Genomic DNA, 24130 nt, shown 5'->3' with positions numbered 1-24130 from the left:
CGATTAATCCTGAAGGCAGCCCAGCACCGCCGAGACAGCTGAGCGGACCTTTCCCGCATCGGGCTGCTCTCCGATAATGAGATCGGAGTACAGGAAGGACTCCATCACCCGCACGATCACATACGCGAGGTCGGGCGTCGGAAGTGAGTGCGTAAACCGATCGGCGGCTTCTTCTTCATTCAGAATCTGCTCGAAGAAAGTCACTATCTGGCGCTGAAGAGGGCTGACTTTTGTGCTGATGAGCCTGAGGGCGCGCTCCGGGTCGCGGTTGAGAAACGTACGGTAATACTCCGACGAGATAAGAATCTCTGCGTACAACTCTGCAGCCCGGACAATACGTTCGGCCCCCACCTCGTCAACAGCCTCCTGAATGTCACGGAACGTGGACGACGCAAGTGAGGTGAGGATGTCCGTCAGCAGCTGATCCCGGTTGCCGACCCAGCGGAACAATGTTGTACGGTCGACCTCAAGCTGAGCCGCCAGGTGTCGCATGTCGATGCGCTCGCCTGCGATGAAGCTTTTTCGCGCCAGACGAAAGGCCTGCTCCGCGGAAGACGAGCGCCTTCGCTCTTTAATTGCTTCGGACGCCATACGGCCATCCTATCTATCGCGCGGCCTTTCGTCGGCGAGGCAATGGCGCTACAGCCGTGTGAGTAGTATCAATCGCGGTACAGCTCGTGCTCATGAAGTGTTTCCGATACATGTTCCTTGAGGCTTGGATACGATACCATTAGTCTATGAATAAGATTCCACGAAGCTTGGCGGTGCGGACGTTGGAGTTCGTGTCGCATTCGTGGCGAGGGTGTTGGGTTTGCCCTACGGAAAATCGACAGGGACCGGAGGTTCTGTATGAATTCGGAGAATGAGGGCTTTGTGCCGGAGGAAGAGCGTGATTCGCTTCGCGAGAAGTATCGGGAAGAGCGGGACAAGCGGCTTCGTGCGGAAGGCACTGCGCAGTATGTGAAGCTTGACACTGCTTCGGAGTATTTGCGTGATCCGTTCACTCCTCGTGTGGAGCGGGAAGCGGTTCGGCGTGAGGTGGATGTGTTGATCTTGGGTGGCGGCTTTGGTGGTTTGACCACGGGTGCGTTGCTGCGCAAGGCGGGTGATATGGAACTTGCGATCATTGAGGACGCGGGTGACTTTGGTGGTGTGTGGTACTGGAACCGTTATCCAGGTGCCCGGTGTGACATTGAGTCCTCGATTTACTTTCCGCTTCTTGAAGATCTTGGTTATATGCCTACGGAGCGGTACGCGCGTACTGATGAGATTTTCGGGTATGCCCGCAAGATGGGGCACCACTTTGATTTGTATAAGGATGCGTTGTTCCAGACCCGGATGACGGAGATGCGCTGGGATGAGGACAGTGCGCTGTGGCAGGTGGCCACTGATCGTGGGGATCAGATCAGTGCGCGGTTTGTGGTGTTGGCTTCCGGGGTGATGTTCAGCCGTCCTAAGCTGCCGGGTATTCCGGGGATTGAGACTTTCAAGGGGCATTCGTTCCATACCAGTCGTTGGGATTATGAGTACACGGGCGGCAGTAATCTCGGGGGTATGACGGGGCTGGCTGATAAGCGGGTTGCGGTGATTGGCACCGGGGCTACTGCGATTCAGGTGGTGCCCCGGGTTGCGGCTGATGCTAAGGAAATGGTGTTGGTCCAGCGGACCCCGTCGATTCTTGATGCGCGGGGGAATCGTCCGACGGATCCGCAGTGGTGGTCGAGTTTGCCCAAGGGGTGGCAGGAGGACCGCCAGATGAACTTTGACCTGGTGTTGGAGGGCAAGAGTCCGGACCGTAACCTGATTGATGACCAGTGGAAAGAGGTTTGGGGGCGCCCGGATGCTTCGTCCATGTCCCCGGACGAGGTTGTCGAGGCGATGGAAGCATTGGACTTCCAGCAGATGGAACGCATTCGCCATCGCATCGCGGAGATCGTGGAGGATCCCGAGACCGCTGCTGGTCTCATGCCGTATTACGGGCGGTTCTGTAAGCGGCCTTGTTTCAGTGATGAGTATCTGCAGGCGTTCAACCAGCCCAATGTCACCCTGGTCGATACCGATGGCCGCGGGCCTGACCGGATCTCTGAGAATGCCATTCATTTTGATGGTGTCGCGTATGAGGTGGATTGCATCGTCTATGCGACTGGTTTTGAGTCGTTCGCGACGTCGCCGTCGCAGTCGGGTCGCTACAACGTGATCGGGCGGGGCGGGATCACTCTGGATGAGAAATTGGGTCGTAACGAGTACTACTCGCTCCATGGTTTGTATACCCATGGCTTCCCGAACATGTTCATGGTCGGTAACAGCCGCCAGTCAGCGCCGACGTTCAACATTCCGTTCCGGATGCATATTCAGGCCAGCCATGTGGTGGAGCTGATCACGACGTTGGTTGATTCGGGTGTCACGTCGATGGAAGTCAAGCGCGAGGCGGAACTGGCGTGGGACGCCCACATGGCGGAGTTACGTCTGAGTGGTGCGCCGATCGCGAAATCCGTGCAGGAGTGCACGCCCAGCTATTACAACAACGAGGGCAATACCAGCGGCAACATTGTTCCGGCGATCGCGGCCGGATACCCGGGCGGCACGCTTGGGTTCCGCAAACAGATCGATGCGTGGCGCGCCGGGGAGAAGTTCCGTGAGGACCTGATCTTGACCACGTCTTCGTCTGATTCGCGCGGCAGCGTCCTCGCGTCCGTTCAACCACAGAGAGGCATCTAATGCGGTATTACCCTGACAGTGCAGATCCGGCTAACCGCTCCGATCTTGAACATTGTTTCGAGCGGGCATTACCGGCCGATGAGGGCTCGGTGATGCTGGGGATCTTCCTGCCGAATCAGTCCTTTAGCGAGTGGCCCACGTTGGCGCCGAATGCGACCGAGTGGACGTACCAGCAGAATCTGGCGACCGTGTTGGCGGCCGAGGAGATGGGCATGAGCTTCGCGTTGCCTCCGTCGCGTTGGGCGGGGCTGCCTGGTGATGAGATTGTGTGGCGGGGTGCCAGCCTGGACGCGATCACCTTGTCAGCTGCACTGTTGGCGGCAACAACGAAGATCACGCTTCTCACCACGATGCACACCAACCTGCTCAATCCGGTGGTGGCTGCCAAGTTCGGTGTGGGGCTGGACCATATCGGACGCGGCCGTTGGGGTGTCAACGTGGTCAGTGGCTGGGGTGTGCAGGAGTTCGCTTCGATGGGGGTTGAGCTGCTGGACCGCAAGCATCGTTACGCCTACACCCGGGAATGGCTGGACGTTGTCGAGGCGCTGTGGCGTGACGGTGAGGCAACGCTGGATGGCGAGTACTTCAAGATCAATAAGGCCTCCGGCCGTCCGCGACCGATGCAGGTTTCGCCTTTGATTGTGAACGCAGGCCAGTCCTATACCGGGATGCGGTTCTCCGCCGAGCGTGCAAACTATATCTTCAGCTACGGGGATAACGCCGAGAAGTTCCGCAAGATCCGGGCGGAGGTCGGCAGTGACTGCGGCTTCATCGGGGCCAAGGCCGTGATTGTCGGTCAGACGACGGCCGAGGCCCAGGAGCGCGCACGGCAGATCATCGATCAGGCAGACCGTGGGACGCTGCGTAACATGCTGGTGGCCAGCGGCGCTGAGTCTGCCGAGACTGCCGAGAACCGCATGGCGACCCGTGAAGACGTGTATGAGTTCCTCCTCGGTGACGCGATCATTGCCAGCGCTGAGGATGCCGGAACACAGTTGGCGAACTGGGCGGCGACGAACAAGATTGATGGGGTCTGCCTGAACTTGTTCGATTACGTTACCGACCTTGAGCTTTTCCGCACTGACACGATCCCCGCCTTCGAAGCAGAGCTTGCCAAGCACGGCAAAACATACCGCCGGCCCTCTGTCCCGGAAATCATCTCCGAGTCAACGGCAGTCTGAACCTGATTTCCACAGTGGTACGCGCCGATCGCATCGAGAACCGATGACCGGCGAACCGATACTGCCCAGGTGAGCTCGCCTGCCTCATCGCCGACCGACCACAGGCCAGGCCCAGGTTCTCGAGACCATTACGGTTCCCGTCATGGAACACGGAATCTCACCGAAGCCCACCGTCACTCGTATGATGGCCTCCCACGGCAACCCCATCCAGGGTGAGAGTAGCGGCGGGGCTACTCAGGCGTAGGAGAGCGTAGGAGACCAGCACAGGGCTACTCTGGATGCCCATGATGGCTTCGAGAAGCCATCATGGGCATCCAGAGCACCGGAAACGATCGCGCCGATAAGATCCGTGCGAAGGCGCGAAGCTTTGTGGCAAGCGAAGGGCGGCCCCGGGTGCTGATCGAAGAATTCGTTCACCCACGTCAGCTGCCCGAATCGATCGAGGTTCAACTGGAAGCTGCAGGACCAGGGTCACAAGTGGCGCCACGTTCCCGGCAACCAGGCCACGTACATCGGTGCTCAGGCACAAGGGAGATCCTAATCAAGCCGGGACGGCGTGAGTCTTTTTTGCGGATGACGTCGTTTTCTGCGAGCTGGAGCTGTGTAGTCAGGTCGTAGAGCGTTGCGCGCGTTTTCGGACAAATAATGAACACGTACTCTCTGACCGCTCACAGTGTTCATCAGCATCTTGTGGACCTGATGCCCGGTGCGAGCCACCGCGCTCGGAATCCAGATGGGGCATGGTGAAGTTGCGATCGACGGGCAACGCATGCTCGCCGAGTGCCGCTACGACGACGAGTATTGCACGATACGACTACTACACCTCACAGGATGAAGTTGGCCCGGAGTCTTGCTGGGCGTCAGCGAGTGCGTGTTCCGGGGTGGGACCGCGTGATGCGGAAATGCCGGAGGAACTGCCGTCGTACCAAGCCGCACAAGGCCGTACCGAACAACGAGTCTGATCGTCCATCCAAACTGGGTAACGACGCTGAAGCCATCGAGCGAGCCAAACGATGCTTTAGGGGCCCTGCCCGCTGGGGGGGGGGTGGCGTGTTGCAGGAAAGTCGCGTTGACACTCGATACCGGGCGGGCGCTGGATTTCCGACAGAATCGCTGGCGGTGGTATCTGCTCAACGGGCCCGGCAGAGCCTGCGATTACCGCTCCGAGCCAGTCGAGTAGGGTATTCGAGCCTTACTTCCCAGGGAACCACGCACCTTGCGGTATTTAAGCTTCCGCCTGATTCGTCACTCAGCGAATGGACCAGCGAGGAGGGCGACACGCCTGGAGATCAGCTCGGGATCGCGGATACGCATGAGCAGACTGTGTGGATACATACTTCCACGCGACCCCATCCATTGATCACATTTTGTCGCCCGAGGGTGAAGTTGTGCTCGAACTCGACGAGGGCCGGCGTGCGGTGTTGAACCTTGGCTGTTGACTTGTGCAGCGGGGGACTCGGCACGCCTGGCGTAACGTCTTCGGCGAACCGTCGTCCTACTTTGGTCCCGCATGGGAGTAGGACGGCGGACTGACTGTCATGTCCAGGGCTAGCCCGTTAGGCTCGCTAAACGCGCCATTGGCCATTGCCCGCACGTTCGCTTTCGGTCGTCGAAGCGCGCGCATGCTCATGCACGATGGGGGAGACCTCACTCGATATAGACAAAGGGCCGTCGCCCACCTCTTCGCGCACAAGCTCACATCGCCGCACCTCATGCGTGTCGTTCACGTAGGAGTTCATTTGTGTGATGGCCACGCCTTCAACCTTGCAATTCGCTAGGACGGTGATTTTCGGCCACGCGCCTGGTCCTCGTCCAGTTCGAACAACACCGAGCCGTCCGCCGGGATCGAACTGTCAAAGTGCAGACGATCTGCGTCATCCAATGACCCTGAAGGGGTGATTCCTATTCTACGCGGTGAAGCTTGTGGCGGATATGTGGCACAGATTCGGCAATATTGGTCTCGAATCTAATCCCGGGTCTAGACAGACTTTGGTTTCGTATCCTAACCTCAAGGCAGATAGCCGCCCATTAGTTCTCATTGGAGATTCAATACATGGAAACAAAAATCCTCTGGCAGTACGACTCGACCTTCGAGCAGACCGGCGGTGGGAGCTCGGGCGAGGATAAAGAGCTCATCTTGGACAACATGCTCGAATTTGCTCACAGCATCGCGCGGCCGACAACGAAGATTGTGATGGATTTCCCGACTGAGGCAGTCGGGAAACACTTTCCTGGGTACATGCGCTACAACAGGGCGCTGATGACCGTTGAGATCTTGGAACGAGTCAAGCAGGCCGAGCAGGATGGTTTTGACGCTGCGTTTCCGGGTGTCTGCTACGGCGAGTTCTACCTGCAAGAGGCGCGTCAAGCGGTTAAGATACCGGTCGTCGGGCCAGCGGAATCAGCGATGATAATGGCACAACTCGTCGGCGCCAGGTTCGGCGTCGTGACTCTAGCTACTGAAGACATATTTGCTCAGGGACCCGTTTATGGTCATAACGCGGTGGAGCAAAACCTGCGACTTCTCGGCTGGGAACATCGCGCAATTAGCAGGCCAGTGCGTCCGCTCACGGCTCCCCTGGGACCCCTCCTTATCGAGGCGTACAAAGGCCGACCAGAGCGGTTGATCGAGGTGTTCGAGGCGAAAGCTCTGCAGTGCGTACGCGATGGTGCAGACGTCGTGATTTGCGGTTGCATGCCCTATGGAACAGCTTTGTCCAAAGCTGGGTACAACGAGGTGGCTGGTACCGGGGTGCCGGTAATAACGCCGTTGCCTGCAATGATTAAGATGGCAGAATCGTTGGTCGACCTACAACGCAGTGTGGGAATGGCGAAGTCGGAAGCAGTCGTCAGTCCTTATCGGAGCACTCCGGATGAGGTACTCGAGGATTTAGCCGTGCGGGGAATCGGAATACCGCAGGTTCGGCAGTCAGGCCAGTCAGTCGCCAATGCGTACACGCCAGCCGGTTCCCGGCGCGCCATGACTGTCTAGCGACTGAGCCTCGAACGAAAGAGCTTCCCCTCGACTCCTCGACGTTCGGGCGAAGGCGCTTGTGTACAGTCGATTCGCTGAAGTAAGAGCTCGAGGCTGAGTCCGGCCGTTGCTGCGACCGGTCGATGCACCGCATTTGGCCGTAGGAAGCCCACGGAGATCGGATCGTTGTAGCAACTATCCAAAAATCCTCGGGAACACCGAATGCTCTTCTTGGAGCTGCGCCGACAACGCGTAGGCAACGAGATTGATGATGCAGAAGATCGTCTCGGCTTTGCTCTTGCTGTCTCACATGTCCTCGAACGCCTCTTCACCCGAAGCGTAGGAGAGGTCTCCATATTGACGCGATTTTCGTCTGCGGTAGCCTGAATTCGCATCCGGTCCAGAGTGTACCGAGGTCAAACGCGACGTAACGCCCGACTCCTTACCTAAACGGGGTACCTAAATCGCGGAAATGCCGCAGGGTCGGTGCGGCGATCAGAGCCAACCCGAATTCTCCAAAACCCTGATAGGTACCGCCTGGGGCCTCCAGCCATATCTGGGGCTGTTCAGATGTTCGTGAGGCGAAGTGTTCCTGGAACACCAACTCCTGGTTCCAGCGAATTTGCCGTCCGGAACCTCGAGAACATCAAGGGGCAGGTGTCGGCAGCGCGGAGCGAAGGAGCGGGATCTATCCCAAACTCCATGAGCACTGCGCACAATTGGCGAACGGTCAAGGACGGAACCTCGTGGGGTGATCAATCGGAAGGGTGTCTGCCCGATGAGGCCCGGGTGGGGAAGCTGCTCCGTTCGGGCGCGATTGGTGGTTCCAGCTAGGCCTCCTAATAGCGGGTCTGAGGATACACGCGCTGATAGCTCAGCGCCGACCACGCATATGTATTTACAATCACTTATCGCACTAATGGAGGAGTTATGGATTGTCGTGCTGGATGGTTCTGGGAAGCATCCTATTGGGTGCACTCTCCCGGTGATTTCCACGGCCGGTAACTCACCGTCCGTCAAGGCCACATCGGCCGCGGCATGACGGCGGCGCCGGCAGGGTAGCGGTTCACTTTAGGTCGGTGTGTCGCAGGTACTGGCAAACCGTCTCCGCACTGGTCCCGTCATCAAGAGTAAGAGCGGCTTTCGCCACACCGTTGCGGGCATGCTGGATGAGCTCGGCCGCCCGCTCTGGCGTCAAGGTCTTCTTCCGACCTTTGTAGGCGCAGCGCTGCTTAGCAGGGGCGATGCCTTCCTGCTGCCGCCTCCGGATGGGGGAGTGTTCGAACTCAGCTCCCCATCCCTGGCGAACCGCAGCAGCTCCGAGAGTTGCGCCGTCCGGTTGTGTCCCGACCCGAGACCATGTCCGTGAAGACCCGGTCCAGAACTCGACCTCTACTAAAGGTTGAACAATTGATCGATCGTGCAGTCCGGATCGAGGCGTTCAATGCGATCCACTACATCACGTGCCGCCCGCATGCCAATTACTGGACTTGAGAGCGAGATGAATTTGCTCTCCAGGGCCTTCCACTCAGCAGGCAACCCCGCACTGGATGTAGGCTCAAAAACATCAACTTCGGCTTCCAGAACATCACCCTTCAAAAGGGTGACTTGGACTCGCGTGGGGGCGGTCAACGGTCTGTCAGCCTCCGGGCAGACGGTGACCAGCTCGCGAAGGGCGACCAGTCGGGCATCCTGCACACTTTCGTCTGAAAACCCCGCTGGACCGGTGTCCAGACCTGCGAGTGCAACACTGGCTGCATGCCGCACACTAAACTTTCCCTCTAATCCCGAGACAGGGTCGCTAATGCAGCAGATGTCAGTCACCTTCTCCGGTACAAACAGCCGAACGCTGGCAATATCTTCCTCAGCGAATGCATATTGTGCGCGCAGTTGAGCAACTCCATCGATGGACGAGTGAGTACCGTGACAACTGGCGTGCCGCTTGAAGAGGATTGACTCGATGGCCAAACGATTTCCCATAATCTGCTGTGGGCGAGAGGGGTCGAAGGTGGTGCTGTGGGTCCACGCGAACCCTTGACGTCCCTCAATTCCGTCCGTTGGTGCGGTGAATCCCTTCGCGGCCAACTGAGCGGCGAGCATGCCGTTCGATGCCGCTTTGGCTGCATTCAGATGTTTCCCCATGGTCCCAAAGGGGCGCCTGAGGCCGGCTGCCTGAGTGGCCGCGAGAGTATAGGCCTGCTCAAGACCCTGAACACCGATATCGAGGAGATGAGAGCAGGCACCCGCAGCGCCGAAAGTGCCGTAGATTCCGGTGCCGTGAAAGCCGCTCTCGTAAGCGGATGGGCCGGTTGCGAGAGCGATGCGGGCCTGTCCTTGCAAGCCCGCGACGATTGCTGCCACGACCTGTCCGGTCGAAGATCTCAGTGTTTCGCCCAGTGCGACCGCTGCCGAGACCACTGCCGCTGACGGGTGGCCGTCAGTCCAAAGGCTCGAATCGTCAAAGTCCAGCGCATGCGCAGCGATTGCATTCGCCATCGCCGCCTCGCGTGGTGAACTGCGCAGGTTCGTTCCTATAAGGCTCGCGACCGGGCGCGACTCGGTTTCAGACGCAATCGCTTGCGCTATACGTCCGGCCGGTTCAACGGAGCCTGCTACCACTGCTCCGAACCAATCGAGTAATACAAGGCGCGCTCTCGTCAGAGCATGCGGTGGCAGGTCTGCGTACCGGATTGCGGCAACTTCATTCGCCACCTGTGTGGTGAAGCCCTCAGCGGCTGTCTCATCGGTTCGCATAACGGAATTCGATCAAACATAGGTGACATAGTCAAGCGCCGATGGCATCGTATTCATGACCGCGCTAAGTGTGGCAACGCCTGGAGCGCGGAACTGAAGCTCTACTGGCAGGCGTCGATGCTGGACTCACCGGGCGTCGACGAGGTGAGGCACGCCGTCGTCCGCGCTGCCCGTAACCTGACCGCCACGACATAACATCGCCAAGCTGCGAAGCGACGATTACTCTGCAGGCCGGTGGCATGAGCGGCTGCCACCAGAATCAGTCTCACATGTGTCGTTTCGAATGAGCACTTTGCATTCGCCTTCGTAAGGCGAGAGGTTTTTTCGAGTACTGACTACTCGTGACGGGGGATTGACTACCTATTAGTCTCGGCTTCACTTATCTGGATTTAAGCGAAGGTGCCAACCCGGGAGGCAAACATGCCGGAGAGTACAACCCCCGCCGTCCTGGCGCCGGCATTCGAAGCGGACGCGTTCAGCGTCGGGATCCGCAGCAGCGTGCAGCCCTCGTCCGGAAAGCTGTTCTTTAATTACGCTTCCGTCGCTCCAATGAGCCGGGCCGCTTATGAAGCGACCCGCACCTTCATTGACGATTTTTATCATTACGGGCCACCGGAAGTGCTCCACTGTTACGACGTCGTGGCAGACGATATGGCCGCCGAAGCTGCACGGCTCATCAACTGCCAAGCCGAGGAAATCACTTATCTGAAAAATACGACCGAGGGCATCATCATGGCGAGCGAAGCGCTGCCGCTGGGGTGCGGCGACGAGGTGCTGGTACTCGGGAATGAATATCCGGCCAACCTGCTGCCCTGGTTGCGGAAGCGTCAAGACGGCGTGCAAGTGAAGGTGATGACGGGCCTGGACAATGAAGCCGCGTTCGGGCGTTTGCTCGATAGCATCGGCCCGCGCACCAAGGCGATAAGTATGTCCTCAGCCCAGCGCTACGACGGGTTCATGCCGGACTTGGCCTTACTCTCGGGCATTTGCCGAAGCCGTGGGATCTTCCTGGTGATCGACGCTGTCCAGCACATCGCCGTACGTACGATTGATCTGGCCAGGACGCCGGTGGACATACTGGTCTGCGGTGGCCAGAAGTATCTGCGTGCCGGCATGGGCATCGGCTTTATGTATGTCAGCCAGAGCGTTATGCCCGCTCTGCGTGACAGCAGGGTGGGCATCCGCAGCGTGAAGCATTTCGATGAGGATTCCTACGTGCTGAAAAGTACTGCCGCCCGTTTCCAGGATGGAACCCAGAACATCACCGGGCTGGTGGCACTCCGCGCAGCGCTCCGGGAAATCAATACTGTTGGCATGGATGTCATCGAACGGAAGAACCTTGAAGTCCTGGCGGGAATCAAGGCGGTCCTGCGCGAAAACGAAGTGGACTTTGTTGATCACGGCACAAATCAGAGCAACATCGTGTCAATGCGCACTCCTGATCCCGCAGCGCTGGTCAACTTTTTAATGGACCGCAATGTTTACATCAAGGCCATTGAGGATGTGACCCGCGTTTCCTTTATCCACAAATCCAAGTTGGAAGATATTGAAGTCCTCGCGGGGCATATTCGTGAATTCCTGGCAGCGGGCCGATAAATTCATCGCAGATCCGCGCCCGGGAAGCCTGAGCAGGAAACACCGCCAGATCATGGCGCAAGGGCTTAGCCAGCGTTTACCTCTCCCACCGACCAGGTGACCTTGGGCAGGATAATAGACGGGTCGATGTTGTCCTTATAGCGGTGCGTGAATTCAAGCATGTTGGCCATTTCGGCCTGAAGCCGCTCTTCCTTGTTCGTGTGTGTGTCCTGGATGGCCTCATGCAATTCCACTTCCGGGTCCAGCTTGCCGGCGGGTTCCTGGCGGGGGTTCTCAAGGTAATGGATCTCCGCCGAGGGATCGATCTCTGCCAGCTTCTGTGCGATTTCGCCAATGCTCAACCGGTGGGCGTAATTGTGCATCACCATGTGTTCGCCCGGTTCAACCTCGAGGTCCGCCAGCTTGAGGAAGTTGTCGGCCGTATCCGTGAGGCTGATCAAGCCGGTCTTCTGGGTACCGTCTCCATAGACTGTGAGGGGGTGGCCGATGACCATCTGGCAGACAAATCGGTTGAAAACGGTGCCGAAGACGGCGTCGTAATTAAACCGGGCCGCCAGGCTGCCGCATTCCTTTGAATGGTTTTCCGGAATGGTCGCGCCAAAGATGGTGGCCTGCTGGACGGTAATGACCTTCAAGCCCCACATCTTGGTGCAGAGGTCATCGATCAGCACGTCGGCAATCTTTGACTGATGGTAGAAGTCGGTGGCCTGCATGGGGATGATGCTTTGCAGAATCTTGTGCTGCTTGCCTTGATGTTCGAAGGTAAAGTCGTGCCTGCCAAGCGGTACATAGTCGGTGTCGGTGGCCATATAGCAACCGCCGGAGCCGAGCTTGATGTATCTGGTGGCTTTACTGCGCTCGGCGATGGCCCACAGCACGTTGAGGTGGCCGACAATGTTGTTCGAGAATGTAGCGGCGGCATTCTTGGCGCTGCTCATGGAGAACGGTGCGGAGGGCTGCTGGGCCGCGTTAATGATCACGGCCGGCCGGTACTTGGCCACCACATCCTCAACAGCTTGAGAGTCCAGAAGTTCGACCTTCTCAAAGGACAGGTTCGCTTTGCCGAAGATCCGGGTGTAGTGCGCGACCCGGATTTTGGGGCTTTGGAGCGGCACCAGGACCTTGGCCCCTGCCTCTTTTTCCCATCGGCGCTTGATGAGGTTATCCACCAAGACGACCTGCCGGTTTGTCCGGCTGGCCATGGCCAGCCCCAGCGTCCAGCCCAGATATCCGTCGCCGCCAAGAATCATGACGGTATCGTCGTTCAACGCATTCACAGTTCAATCCCATGTGAGAATTTTCGAATTTGCGAAGGGGTCTAGCAGGTTTGTGATCTGCGAATCTAGAACAAGTGCTTCTGAAAGTCAATGAGCCTCACGAGATCGATAGTGAAAACTAGCTTTTCGCATCGAGAATTTAAAGCGCTCGGGCCCCAAAAAAATGCAGCTTCTGAACAAAAAGTCCAGCAGGGTTCCGTCCATGTCGATCAGCACGCAGCTTAAAGGGCGCTCACGGTTTCGAGGTCCGCGTCCGCCATCACGATGACAGGGGCATTCCCGCCAAGGTCCATGGAAAGCTTTTTCAGTCCTGCGGTGTGTGCGATGCTCTCTCCGGTGGAGAAGCCCCCCGTAAAGGACACCATCCGGACGTCACGGGTCCGGATGATGGCTTCAGCCAGATCACGTCCTCCGTGGACCACCGTGAGGATCCCCTCGGGAAGTCCGCTCTTGGCAAGTGCGTCGGCGAGCAGTTACGCGGACAAGGGAGACAGTGCGGAAGGCTTGAGGATGACGGCGTTGCCCGCGGCGATGGCCGGGCCGATCTTGTGCGCCACCAGGTTCAGCGGATCAGTGAACGGCGTAACGGCCGCTACAATGCCCAGCGGCTCGCGGGAGTACCACCCGGTCCGGTCCTCTGAGCCTTCGTAGGAGTCAAAGGGGATGACCTCCCCGGCGTTTCTGCGCGCTTCCGTCGCCGACAGGCGCAGTGTGTTGACTGCCCGGAGCACTTCCTTGCGCGCCTGCCGGATGGTTTTGCCGCTTTCGGCGGTGATGGTCTGCGCGAACTCCTCGGTCCGCGCCTCGATGTCCGCCGCTGCAGAGTCCAGGATCTTTCCCCGCGCATGGCGTGAGAGGTCCTGGGCCCTTCGGAAGCCATCCCGGGCGGCCCTTAAGATGTCTGCCGCGGCTGATGCGGGGTGACCGCGACGGCACCAACCACCCGTACCGTGAGCGGTCACCCCTCCGAGTGCGTCCGCACGTCAGGGCTGACTTCGGCAAGGTGGCCCAGGTTCCTGGACACCGCACGCGCGGTGGCCCGGACAGCCGGGGCCAGCACGTTGGGCGGCGTTGAGCCGTCCGGCACCACGATGGACAGCGCCGCCACCACCGCACCCTGCGCGTCAAAAATCGGCGACGCCACGGACACCGTCCGGGACGGGGCGGAGCGGCGGATCATGGCTACGCCGGTGCGCCGCACATCGGACAGGGTCCGGCGCAGCTGGCCCTCCGGCATGTGCTCCACCCCGGGCTCGTTCTCCGGCGGCTTCCGGAGCGTGGCTTCCTGGAACTGCTGGTCCGCGCCGGCCAGCAGCACCAGCCCGACGGCGGTACTCCGCAGCGGCGCGCGCCCGCCCACCCGGTACGCCACTTCCGTCGCATCCTTGGACGACAGCCGCTCGATCAGCACCGCCTCCTCGTTGTCGCGGACGGCCAGCAGGACGTGGTGCCGGGTCACCTCAAACAGATCCTCGAGGTAAGGCAGCGCAATCTCGCGCACGCCATGGCCGCGCGGCGACAGGGATGCAACCTCCCACAGCCGGACCCCCACAACGTACCTGCCGTCGTCGAGCCGTTCCAGCGCACCCCACGCCACCAGCCGGGCGATCAGGCGCAGCGCCGTGGGCGCAGGCATCCCGGCATGGCGGGCCAGTTCAGAGAGGGTCAAGGCACGACGGCGGTCGGAAAAGACCGCGAGCAGGCTCAGCGCCCGGTCAATCACCGGTTCGCCCTGTTTGGGCCGCTTCCCGCGGGCGGGAGTGGTGTCGGGGTCCGGGGGGACAGTCATGCTGGAGTCCTTGCGCCGTTGGAAGTTCGGACCGGAGTCCGCGGGTTACCAATACTATTCCAACCAATGAAAGAAGCCTGTGGCCGGCCGCCTGCCGGAAACGAAGCTGGAACTCCAGCTGTCCCACGTTCAGGAGCCTCCTGTATGACCTCCACCAGTCTCGACGCCGGCGTCGAGGAAACCCTGCTGGCTCCCGCCGCGCCCACCCGGCTTCGTGCGGAGCACCTGCGCGAGGCAATGGGCATCACCATTACCCGGCCCCGCCTCAGCTGGAAGTCGCCGGCTGAAACTACAGCTCAAACCGCGTACCAAATTACCGCCAGCAACGGCTGGGACACCGGCCGCGTGCAGTCCGCGCAGCACCTGCTGGTGCCGTACGCCGGCCCGGCATTGCAGTCCCGCAGCCGGTTCGAATGGCGGGTGCGGACCTGGACTACAGATGCCAGCGGCACCGAAACGCTCAGCCCCTGGTCCGACGCCATGCCGGTGGAACTCGGACTCCTGCGCCCTTCCGACTGGCGGGCGCAATGGATCGGGCCGGAGGAGCCGGACGTCCCCGCGCCCGGCGAACGGCCCGGCTATGCCCTCGAAAAGACGTTTACGCTGGACACCGTGCCGGCATGGGCTCGCGTCTACGCCACTGCCCACGGTATTTACGAGCTGTTCCTCAATGGACAGCGCGTGGGCGACCAGCAGCTCACCCCCGGCTCCACCAGCTACAACACCACCCTGCAGGTCCAGGCCTACGACGTCACCGCACTGCTGCGTCCCGGCGCCAACACCCTCCGCGCCGTTCTCACGGACGGCTGGTACCGCGGAACCTTCGGCTTCACGCGCGACGCCGACATGTACGGCACGCACACTGCCCTCCTTGCGCAGTTGGAGATTCAGTTGGGGGACAGCAGAACGGTCATCGGCACCGATGAGTCCTGGCGGGTCTCGCCAACGGAGATCCTCAGCGCCGACCTGATGGCCGGCCAGCGGGTGGACTTCCGGAAGATGGCAGCAAACGGAACGGCCGCAGCCCCGGCAGGTGACGCCGTCGTCCGGAACGGCGATTACGAAACCTTGACCGGCCCGGTAGCACCGCCCACGCGAATCGTGGAAGAGCTCGCACCGGTAGCCATCACCCGGCTTGCGGGAGGGCGCCAGGTGGTGGATTTCGGCCAGAACCTCCACGGCTGGGTGCGCCTCAGCAGGCTCGGCGCGGCGGGCGAGAAGGTCACTCTGGTGTACGGCGAGGCGCTCGCCGCCGACGGCGACGTGACCCAGGACCACCTGCGCCCGCTCGACTTCAGCCACCCGGGCCAGTTCCTGTCCGCCGGGCAGGTTGATGAGGTGACGGCGTCGGGCGCTCCGGGCGAAGTATTCGAACCGCGGCATACTACCCACGGATTCCAATACGTCTCCGTCCGCGGCCTCACCGCGGACCTTGCACCCGAGGACATCACCGCCTGCCTCGTCCAGACCGATCTTGAGCCCCTCGGCACCTTCACCTGCAGCGATGAGCGGCTCAACAGGCTTCACGAGATGGTTGAGTGGAGCTTCCGGGACAACGCCTGCGAGGTCCCCACGGACTGCCCCCAGCGCGAAAAGGCAGGCTGGACGGGGGACTGGCAGCTTTTTATACCCACAGCTGCATATCTCTTCGATGTCGCCGGCTTCTCGCGGAAGTGGCTGAACGATGTCCGTGCCGATCAGTGGGAGAACGGCGTTATTGCCAACATTTCCCCGTCGCCCGGCCCCGGCATCACCTCGACGGACTTTCTGGCCTTCGTCAACGGTTCTGCCGGCTGGGGCGACGCCATGGTGATGGTGCCATGGGAGCTATACCTGGCCACTGGGGACACCGGAATCCTCGCCGAAAACTGGGACGGGATGAACCGCTGGATGGACTTCGTCCGGACCACCGCAGAATCCGGCCGGCACCCGGACCGCGAGGCGCCCAGCCCCACCCCGGCTCCACACGAGAAGTACCTTTGGGACACCGGCTTCCACTGGGGTGAATGGATGGAACCGGACGGCCCGGAACCGGATCTCTTCGCCGCCCGCTCCGCCGACCACGGCATTGTGGCCACCGCCTACTACCGGAACACCACCGTGCTGCTCGCCAGGATCGCCGTTGTCCTCGGCCGCGGGGAGGAAGCCGCCGTGCTCGCTGAACTTTCAGAGCACGTAAGGCAGGCCTGGGAAACGGAATACCTCGACGCTGCCGGGCAGGTCACCCAGCCCAGCCAGGCCAACTGCGTGCGTGCCCTCGCGTTTGACCTCGTCGGCGAGGAAAAGCGCGCCGGGGTGACGGCCCAGCTCGTCGAACTGGTCAGGGCGGCGGATACGCACGTGGGTACCGGCTTCCTGGCCACGCCCTATTTGCTGCCCGTCCTCGCCGACAACGGTGAACTGGACCTCGCCTACGAGCTGCTGATGCAGGACTCGGAACCTTCCTGGCTGGTGATGGTGGACCGCGGCGCCACCACTATGTGGGAGCTCTGGAACGGCATCGACGCCGACGGAGCCCCGCACCAGTCCCTGAACCACTACAGCAAGGGCGCCGTGGTGTCCTTCCTCCACCGCTTCACCGCCGGCCTGCGACAGGCCCCGGGCAGCGCGGGCTACGAACGGATCATCATCGAACCGCGCCCCGGCGCCGGACTCACCTCCGCGGCCACCTCGCATCAGGGACCTCACGGCCTGATTGAGGTGGAATGGACAGCGGACGACGGCGGCCTGCGGGTGAGTGCCACCGTCCCGGCCGGGACCACCGCCGAAGTCCGCCTGCCCGGCCGGCCTCCCGCCGTCGTCGGCCCCGGGAAGCACCACTTTGACGTCGCCAGCGGCGGAACTGCCGAAACACCCCAGCTTGCCGAAAGCCCCCAACTTGTAAGGAACGCGCCATGAGTGTCAACGAAACCACTGAGGTCTACGAAACTGATACTGCCCGGCCCGGAGGTGTGGACGTTCCCCCGTTCCCGGTCTTCGACGCGCCGGGCGTGCCCGAAAACGTCTCGGACGTTTCCGCAGTGCACCGCGAAGTCACCTATGCGCGGGCCATCGGGTTCCGGCCGCTCAAGATGGACATCTGGCTGCCGCGCCGTGCCACGGCGCCCGTGCCGCTGGTGGTGTGGGTCCACGGCGGAGCCTTCCAGCTGGGCGACCGCCGCGAACTGCCGCCCACCTTTGCGCCGGATTCGGTATTCCGGCTGCTCAACGAGGCTGGAATCGCCTGCGCCACCGTGGACTACCGGCATTGCCTGGAGGCGCCGTTCCCGGCGCAGCTGCACGACCTGAAGGCGGCCGTCCGATTCCTGCGCGAGTATGCGGCGGACCTCGGCGTGGATCCGGAACGGTTCGGCGCCTGGGGTGAATCCGCCGGCGGGCACCTGGTAGCACTGCTGGGACTGACGGGCGGCAGGGACGACCTGCACGGCGGGCTCGGCGCGCAGGGGCACCCCAGCGGCGTCAGCGCCGTCGTCGACTTCTACGGTGTCTCCTCGCTCGTGGACATCCCGCCGATGAACACGCCGGAAGGGCTCTTTCCGCCGGCGTTGACCGCTGCTGTTCCGGCCGGAATGTCGCTGCAGCCCGAGTACATGCTGGTGGGCGGCTCGGACGATCCCGCGCTGTTGGCTGCCGCAAGCCCGGTCAGTTACGTCACCGCCGACGCGGCGCCCTTCCTGCTGATCCACGGCGACAGTGACGGTCTGGTGCCGCACTCGCAGACCGACCTCCTGGCCGCGGCGCTCGCCAAAGCAGGCGTGGAACATGAAGTGGTCACCATCAAGGGCGGCGACCACTGCTTTTTCGGGGCCGAGGACCAGCTGGACACCATCCTTGCTGCCGCCGTCGGCTTCTTCGCCGGGAAGCTGGGCCGGCCATGACAGTCCGGCAGGGGGAGGCGTCCGTGCCGTCCGATGGCGGGATGCTCGCGCCTGACGCTGGTTTCGCCTTGTATATGGCGGCACCCGAAGGACCGGAAACCCTGCCCAGCCAGGTGGGTCCCGACGTGCCCATCCGCACTGTCGCCGCGGAAGGCCGGCGAGGGCCGGTAAATATCCGGATCTACGGCGAACCGTCCTCCCCGGGCGGGCCGGCGCTCGTGTGGCTGCACGGCGGCGGTTTCGTCAGCGGCAGCCTGGACATGCCTGAATCCGACTATCTGGGGCGCGTGCTCGCCGCCGCCGGAATCCCCGTCCTGTCCGTCGACTACCGGCTGGCCCGCGACGGGGTGCACTTTCCCGTGCCCCATGAGGACGCGCTGGCCGCCTGGTTCTGGATCCGCCGGAACGCCGCCGAACTCGGACTGGCCCCGAAACTCCTGTGTCTGGGCGGAGCGGGCGCCGGCGGCAACCTCGGCGTGGGCGCCGCGCTCTACCTGACCGACGCCGGCAAGCCGCTCCCCGCGAAGCTCCTGCTGGCCTACCCCTTCCTCCACGCCGAATTGCCGCCGCCAGCGGGCGGACTGGACGAGGGGGTCATGGAGACGCTGCCTCGGCACCTGCGCTTCACGCTCGAGGACTGCGTGCGGAATGCCGAGAACTACGTGGGCGGGCCCGTGAGTATGGCGTCCTCGTATGCGATGCCCGGCTACGCGGATCCGTCCGGGCTGCCGCCGACGGCCATTGTTGCGTGCGAGTACGACGACGTCCGCGGTTCCTCCGAGCTGTTCGCGGCCAACCTGGAGCAGGCCGGAGTTGCGGTGTCCTATTACCTTGCCCGCGGCGCCGTCCACGGGCACCTCAACCACGCTGCAGGCAGCCCGGAGGCGCAGCCCGTCCTGGATTTCCTGGCCCAGGAGCTGGCCTCGGTGAAAGCTGACTAGCGCCGGGCCCCACTTCCCCCACCCCCGGAGTTTTTGTCCAGATATGCAGACTTCGCCGCCCCGGAACCCTGCGTAACTGGACAAAAACTCCGGTCCCGCGGGGGGACACCAAGGGCTGACTAGCAAACGCTCCCGAAGCTGTTTCATTCAGTGAAAGCAGCCACGCGGAGCAGACTCCCTGTACGCGAAAGTTGAATAGTGACGCGGTCCACACTGGTGGCCCGGCGCATGAACGAAACGGCGCGGTAAGACATGGAGTCAACGATGACGGCAGGGCGGGTTCTGAAGGGCGTTGAATTCGCCCACCCTGAGGGCTCAGCGCCGCTGCTGCTTGACCTCTACCTCCCCGCAGGCGGGCAGCAGTCCGGCCCCTTGCCGGCAATCGTCCACTTCCATGGCGGCGGCTGGCGGGTTGGTGGCCGCTCCTCCCTCGGTCTGCAGGTGGACATGCTGGACCTGAGCCCCATCGAACGCCTGGTGGACGCCGGTTTTGTGGTGGCCTCGGCCGATTACCGGCTGAGTTCCGTAGCCCATTTCCCGGCCCAGCTGCTGGACGCCAAAGCGGCGGTGCGCTGGCTCCGTACGAACGCCGCGGACTACATCGTGGACCCGGACAGGATCTACGCGTGGGGTGATTCTGCCGGCGGGCACCTGGCCAGCCTGGTGGGGCTGACCGCAGGGTCTATGGAATACGCGGGTAATGAGGCCGGCATCAGCGACACTGTTGCCGCCGTCGCCGCCTGGTACCCGCCCACCGACCTCCTCCACATGGGCGCACAACGCCTCCCCAACGCCATCGCCAGCGCCGACGATCCGGGCTCGCGCGAGGCCCTGCTCCTGGGTGCCCAGCCGGCTCAGGCGCCGGACAAGGCAGCCGCCGCCAGCCCCCTCACCTACGCGGGCAACCACGCCCCGCCCTTCTTCCTGGCGCACGGCACCGCGGACCGCTTCGTCCCGCCGGCCCAGTCCGCCACCCTGGCCGCGGCACTGGAAGCCGCGGGCGCCGACGTCGAACTTTTGCTGATTGAAGGCGCCGACCACATGTGGCAGCTGCCGGGGCAGGACCCTGCCGCCGCGGCAAAAGCCGCCGACGCCACCCTCGATTTTTTCCGCCGCCAGGCATCCAAGCCCTGACCTAAGACATCCCGGGCACCCAGCCCCGGACAAGACCTGAAAGGCCCTCCCATGCAGTTTGTTGGCATCACTCACCAAGGCGAATCCTGGGCCGCGGCCCTCGTGGACCCGCACCTCGTCCCGCTCGCGCCCGTCACCGAATTCTGGGCGGACCCCGCCGGCTGGCAGGACAAGGCGGCCACGTTAACGGCCGACGCCGGCACCTCGCTTGAGCGCGGCAGCGTCACCGAAGTGCCGCTCGTCCCCGCCTCCGCCCGCGTGATCTGCGTGGGGCTGAACTACAAGGCCCACGCCGCGGAGGGCAGCTACAAGGACCAGGACCTGCCGCCCTATCCCACGCTGTTCGGGCGCTGGACCGCGTCGCTTTCCGTGGGCAACGTCCCCGTTCCCGTGCCGACCGGGGAGGACGGGCTGGACTGGGAAGGCGAAGTGGCCGCCTACATCGGCCGGCGCGTGGAATCCGCGGACGAGGCCGAGGCAGCGGAATCAGTCTTCGGCTACTCCACCTTCAACGACCTCACCGCCCGCCGCGCCCAGAAGCTCACCACGCAGTGGACACTTGGCAAGAACGGCGACTTCACCGGCCCGCTCGGCCCCCTGGTCAGCCGGGACCAGGTGGGTGACCTCCGGGACGGCTTGCAGGTCCGCACCCGCGTCAACGGCATCGAAGTGCAGAACGGCAACACCCGGGACATGATCTTCTCCGTCCCGGCCATTATCTCGCTGATCAGCCAGACCATGACGCTGCACCCCGGAGACGTCATCGCCACCGGCACGCCCGAAGGAGTGGGCTACGCCCGGACCCCGCAGTGGCTGCTGCAGCCCGGCGACACCGTTGAGGTGGAAATTGCGAAGCTGGGCACGCTGATCACGCCGGTGGGCGAAGCCTCCCTGCGGAGCCGTGCCTGATGGTCACCCACCGTTTCGCCTCCCCGGCGCACATCCCCGCGGAGGCGCAGATCCTGATCTCCGGCGGCGGTCCCAGCGGCCTGTTCCTGGCGCTGGACCTGGCCTCCCGCGGTATCCCGAGCCTGGTAGTGGAGCCGCGGGACGCCGTGGACCACGCCCGCCCGCGCGCTAAGACCACCAACGCCCGCACCATGACGCACCTGCGCAGGCTGGGCCTTGCGGACGCCCTCAGGGCGGCTTCCCCGCTTCCCGTGGACTACTCCCAGGACGTCAGCTTCTGCACCGGGCTCACCGGTCCCGGCGCACACGAACTGCGCCGGTTCCGGAACGCTTTCCAGCTGGTGCCCGGCCGTTACGGCCCGCAGCCCGAGTGCGGCCAGCAGGTCCCGCAGCCTGTCCTGGAAGAAGTGCTGCGCGCGGCAGTTGCCGCCTCGCCGCTGGTGACGATGGTGACCGGCTGGAGCGTTCAGTCGGTCGATGATTCCGATGCCGGCTACGCAGCCGTGGTCTCTGATGCTTCCGGTACCCAGCGCACCGTCACTGCTGAGTACGTCATCGGTGCCGACGGCGCCACCTCCGCAGTGCGCCGGAGCCTGGGGATCCGGCTTGAAGGCGGTTCCGCGGCCCTATCCAACATCAGCATCCTCTTCCGGTCCGAAGGGCTGGCCTCAGCAGTGAACCTGGACCCGGCCGTGCAGTACTGGGTGGTCGGCGCGGACACCTCGGGCATGGTGGGGCCCATGGACCTGGCCGGAACCTGGTGGGCCATCATCCAAGGCGTCAACCCGGAGGAGACGGTGGATACCGCCAAGGCCGGCGGGATGGTCCGCTCACTGGTGGGCGCCGACGTCGACATCGAGGTCCTGGCCACGGATCCCTGGACGGCCCGCATGCTGCTGGCCCCGGAGTACCGCCGCGGGGGAGTATTCCTGATGGGCGACGCCGCACACCTTAACCCGCCCTGGGGCGGGCACGGCTTCAACACCTGCGTGGGCGATGCCGCCAACCTGGCGTGGAAGCTGGCGGCGGTGGTCACGGGCTGGGGGGACCAAGACCTGCTGGACAGTTACGAGGCGGAACGCCGCCCCGTGGCAGCCCGCACCATCAACGACGCCGCCGCCAACGGCAAGGCGCTCGCCTACCACTTTGCCCATCCAGCGCTCCTGGCCGACGGTCCGGCCGGCGCGGCAGCCCGGGAAGCGGCGCACGAAGCCCTGGCCGTCAAACAGAGCGAGTTCGACTCCCTGGGCCTGGTCCTCGGCTACGCCTACGGCGACTCACCGGTGGTGGTCCCGGACGGGTCGCCGGCCCCAGTGGAGGACCCCATTGTGTACGTTCCCTCAGCCAGCCCGGGAGCCCTGCTGCCGCACGCCTGGCTGGACGACTCCACCTCCGTGTACAACCTGCTGGGCCGGGACTTCACCCTGCTCGTGGATACCGATGCGCTCGCCGGCAGGCCGGCCGACGACGTCTTTGCCGCCATGGTGGACGCCGGGAAACGCACGGGCATCCCGGTGGCGATTACCGCCGTCGGGCCTTTCGACGACGCGACCCCACCCTCCGAGGCATGGGGAGCCGACGCCGTCCTGGTCCGCCCGGACCAGCACGTGGCCTGGCGGGGGAGCTCGGCAGAGGCGGCAGCGGCGGCCCTCGCCGTGGCGGCCGGCCGGCATCCGGCAGAAGGCCTGGACCAGAACCAGCACACCGAACAGGAAGGGGAGGCCCGTGTCCGCGTCGTCGTTCCGTGATTACCTCTTTGCCCCCGACCACCCGCGCGTGGCGGAGATCCGCGGCCTGGACGCGCGCGAGTATGCTGAGGCGGCCACCAGGGATTCGTTCGCCGGGCCCATGATCGAGGGCTGGAAGAAGCTGTATCCGCAGCCGTTCACAGGCATCACGAACGACGGAGTCCTCCGCCCCGGACTGTTTCCGCTCGCTCCCGCGCGGGCGGGGGAGGAGGCACCCACCCCTGAGATGGCGGCCGCGGCCCGCAAGCTGTTGGACGCCCTGACCCCGGAGCAGGCGTCCCGGCTGAGCTACGCCTTGGACGCGCCCGAATGGCAGAGCTGGGCGAACCCGGAGTTTATGCAGCACGACACCGGCCTCCGCCTCGACGAGCTGGACGCTCCGCTGCGCGATGCTGTGTTCGCCGTGGTGGAGGCATCGTTGAGCCCGGCCGGTTTTGAGCTGGCCCGTAACCTCATGCGGATCAACGGCTTCCTCGGCGAATTGGTGGAACTGCCGCTGCTGATGAACGAGTTCAGCTACAACTTCGCCCTGTACGGTGAACCGTCCGAGACGGAACCGTGGGGGTGGCAGCTGTTCGGCCATCACGCCGCACTGAACTGCCTGGTGGCCGGAACGCAGCTGGTGATCTCGCCGGTGTTTATGGGCGCCGAGCCGGATGTCATCGACGCCGGGCCGTACCAGGGGGTGGCGGTGTTCAAGGAGCGCATCGCCCTGGCCCGGGAACTGATGGCGGCGCTGCCTCCTGAACTGCGTTCCGCTGCCACCGCATATGAGTCCATGGTGGATCCCGCGATGCCGGAGGGCCGGCTCCATCCTGGAGATGAGCGGCACCTGGGCGGCTGCTTCCAGGACAACCGGGTGATCCCGTATGAGGGCATCCCGGTGCTGGCCATGCCGGCCCATGCCAGGGCCATCCTGGATGCCGTGGTGGAGGACTTCATCGGGTACCTGCCGGACGGGCCGCGCGCTGCCCGGCGCCGGGAGATCCAGGAGCGGTACAACGAGACGTTCTTCAGCTGGATTGGCGGCTGGGAAGGGGAAGACGCGTTCTACTTCCGGCTGCAGAGCCCGGTGGTGGTCCTGGAACTCGACCACCACACCGGGGTGTTCCTCAGCAACGACGAGCCCGCCCCGTTCCACATGCACACCGTGGTGCGCACCCCCAACGGCAACGACTACGGCCGCGCACTGGTGAAGCAGGCACTCGCGGGCAGCTAAGCTCGACGCTGG

The 24130-nt window shown here is 63.1% G+C and carries 16 protein-coding genes and 1 pseudogene; 11 read left to right on the top strand and 6 right to left on the bottom strand.

What is annotated here, in order from left to right:
* Nucleotides 1-3: 3 nt before the first annotated feature.
* A complete protein-coding gene (locus tag ARTSIC4J27_RS19850) occupies nt 4-591 on the bottom strand; it encodes a QsdR family transcriptional regulator (protein WP_050056889.1) in 588 nt (195 codons plus the stop codon).
* Between the two features lie 258 nt (nt 592-849).
* On the opposite strand from ARTSIC4J27_RS19850, the gene ARTSIC4J27_RS19845 reads away from it, so the two are divergent.
* Nucleotides 850-2718, top strand: a complete 1869-nt coding sequence (locus tag ARTSIC4J27_RS19845; protein ID WP_050056888.1) for a flavin-containing monooxygenase — start codon at nt 850-852, stop codon at nt 2716-2718.
* Nucleotides 2718-3899, top strand: coding sequence for an LLM class flavin-dependent oxidoreductase (locus ARTSIC4J27_RS19840; protein ID WP_083435540.1), 1182 nt, complete (start codon nt 2718-2720; stop codon nt 3897-3899). Before ARTSIC4J27_RS19845 ends, ARTSIC4J27_RS19840 begins: the two co-directional genes overlap by 1 nt.
* Nucleotides 3900-5464: 1565 nt before the next feature.
* On the opposite strand, the gene ARTSIC4J27_RS22610 is transcribed toward ARTSIC4J27_RS19840, so the two are convergent.
* Nucleotides 5465-5653, bottom strand: coding sequence for a hypothetical protein (locus tag ARTSIC4J27_RS22610; protein WP_152683921.1), 189 nt, complete (start codon nt 5651-5653; stop codon nt 5465-5467).
* Nucleotides 5654-5952: 299 nt separating this feature from the next.
* Between ARTSIC4J27_RS22610 and ARTSIC4J27_RS19835 the strand changes: the two genes are divergently transcribed.
* Nucleotides 5953-6891: an aspartate/glutamate racemase family protein gene (locus tag ARTSIC4J27_RS19835; RefSeq protein WP_050056886.1), complete on the top strand. Its 939-nt coding sequence runs from the start codon at nt 5953-5955 to the stop codon at nt 6889-6891.
* Between the two features lie 1377 nt (nt 6892-8268).
* On the opposite strand, the gene ARTSIC4J27_RS19830 is transcribed toward ARTSIC4J27_RS19835, so the two are convergent.
* Nucleotides 8269-9627, bottom strand: a complete 1359-nt coding sequence (locus ARTSIC4J27_RS19830) for an MmgE/PrpD family protein (protein ID WP_083435539.1) — start codon at nt 9625-9627, stop codon at nt 8269-8271.
* A 420-nt stretch (nt 9628-10047) separates the two neighbouring features.
* On the opposite strand from ARTSIC4J27_RS19830, the gene ARTSIC4J27_RS19825 reads away from it, so the two are divergent.
* The gene (locus ARTSIC4J27_RS19825) at nt 10048-11223 is read left to right on the top strand and encodes an aminotransferase class V-fold PLP-dependent enzyme (RefSeq protein WP_050056884.1); all 1176 of its coding nucleotides are present in this window, start codon (nt 10048-10050) and stop codon (nt 11221-11223) included.
* Nucleotides 11224-11288: 65 nt separating this feature from the next.
* On the opposite strand, the gene ARTSIC4J27_RS19820 is transcribed toward ARTSIC4J27_RS19825, so the two are convergent.
* From ARTSIC4J27_RS19820 to ARTSIC4J27_RS19810, 3 genes and pseudogenes are all read right to left on the bottom strand, one after another.
* Complete coding sequence (locus tag ARTSIC4J27_RS19820; protein ID WP_152683920.1) at nt 11289-12500, bottom strand: NAD-dependent epimerase/dehydratase family protein; 1212 nt, start codon at nt 12498-12500, stop codon at nt 11289-11291.
* Between the two features lie 221 nt (nt 12501-12721).
* Nucleotides 12722-13462, bottom strand: a pseudogene (locus ARTSIC4J27_RS19815) (aldehyde dehydrogenase family protein).
* Nucleotides 13459-14289, bottom strand: coding sequence for an IclR family transcriptional regulator (locus ARTSIC4J27_RS19810; RefSeq protein WP_050056882.1), 831 nt, complete (start codon nt 14287-14289; stop codon nt 13459-13461). The pseudogene ARTSIC4J27_RS19815 and the gene ARTSIC4J27_RS19810 overlap by 4 nt, the downstream one beginning before the upstream one ends.
* A 144-nt stretch (nt 14290-14433) precedes the next feature.
* On the opposite strand from ARTSIC4J27_RS19810, the gene ARTSIC4J27_RS19805 reads away from it, so the two are divergent.
* The 7 genes from ARTSIC4J27_RS19805 to ARTSIC4J27_RS19775 all read left to right on the top strand — a co-directional run bounded on the left by ARTSIC4J27_RS19805 (nt 14434) and on the right by ARTSIC4J27_RS19775 (nt 24118).
* Complete coding sequence (locus ARTSIC4J27_RS19805) at nt 14434-17187, top strand: alpha-L-rhamnosidase (protein WP_050056881.1); 2754 nt, start codon at nt 14434-14436, stop codon at nt 17185-17187.
* Nucleotides 17184-18167, top strand: coding sequence for an alpha/beta hydrolase (locus ARTSIC4J27_RS19800; protein ID WP_050056880.1), 984 nt, complete (start codon nt 17184-17186; stop codon nt 18165-18167). The genes ARTSIC4J27_RS19805 and ARTSIC4J27_RS19800 overlap by 4 nt, the downstream gene beginning before the upstream one ends.
* Nucleotides 18164-19108, top strand: a complete 945-nt coding sequence (locus ARTSIC4J27_RS19795) for an alpha/beta hydrolase (protein WP_050056879.1) — start codon at nt 18164-18166, stop codon at nt 19106-19108. The genes ARTSIC4J27_RS19800 and ARTSIC4J27_RS19795 overlap by 4 nt, the downstream gene beginning before the upstream one ends.
* 264 nt (nt 19109-19372) lie before the next feature.
* Nucleotides 19373-20242, top strand: a complete 870-nt coding sequence (locus tag ARTSIC4J27_RS19790) for an alpha/beta hydrolase (RefSeq protein WP_050056878.1) — start codon at nt 19373-19375, stop codon at nt 20240-20242.
* Nucleotides 20243-20293: 51 nt separating this feature from the next.
* Nucleotides 20294-21151, top strand: coding sequence for a fumarylacetoacetate hydrolase family protein (locus tag ARTSIC4J27_RS19785; protein WP_050056877.1), 858 nt, complete (start codon nt 20294-20296; stop codon nt 21149-21151).
* Nucleotides 21151-22899, top strand: coding sequence for an FAD-dependent monooxygenase (locus ARTSIC4J27_RS19780; protein ID WP_050056876.1), 1749 nt, complete (start codon nt 21151-21153; stop codon nt 22897-22899). The genes ARTSIC4J27_RS19785 and ARTSIC4J27_RS19780 overlap by 1 nt, the downstream gene beginning before the upstream one ends.
* A complete protein-coding gene (locus ARTSIC4J27_RS19775) occupies nt 22877-24118 on the top strand; it encodes a DUF3500 domain-containing protein (protein WP_050056875.1) in 1242 nt (413 codons plus the stop codon). The genes ARTSIC4J27_RS19780 and ARTSIC4J27_RS19775 overlap by 23 nt, the downstream gene beginning before the upstream one ends.
* Nucleotides 24119-24130 lie beyond the last annotated feature (12 nt).

The sequence above is a fragment of the Pseudarthrobacter siccitolerans genome (assembly GCF_001046895.1).
GTDB classification, from domain to species: domain Bacteria; phylum Actinomycetota; class Actinomycetes; order Actinomycetales; family Micrococcaceae; genus Arthrobacter; species Arthrobacter siccitolerans.
The sequence above is the reverse complement of the archived record's forward strand: the minus strand, read 5'-3'. Positions and strand labels throughout refer to the sequence as shown.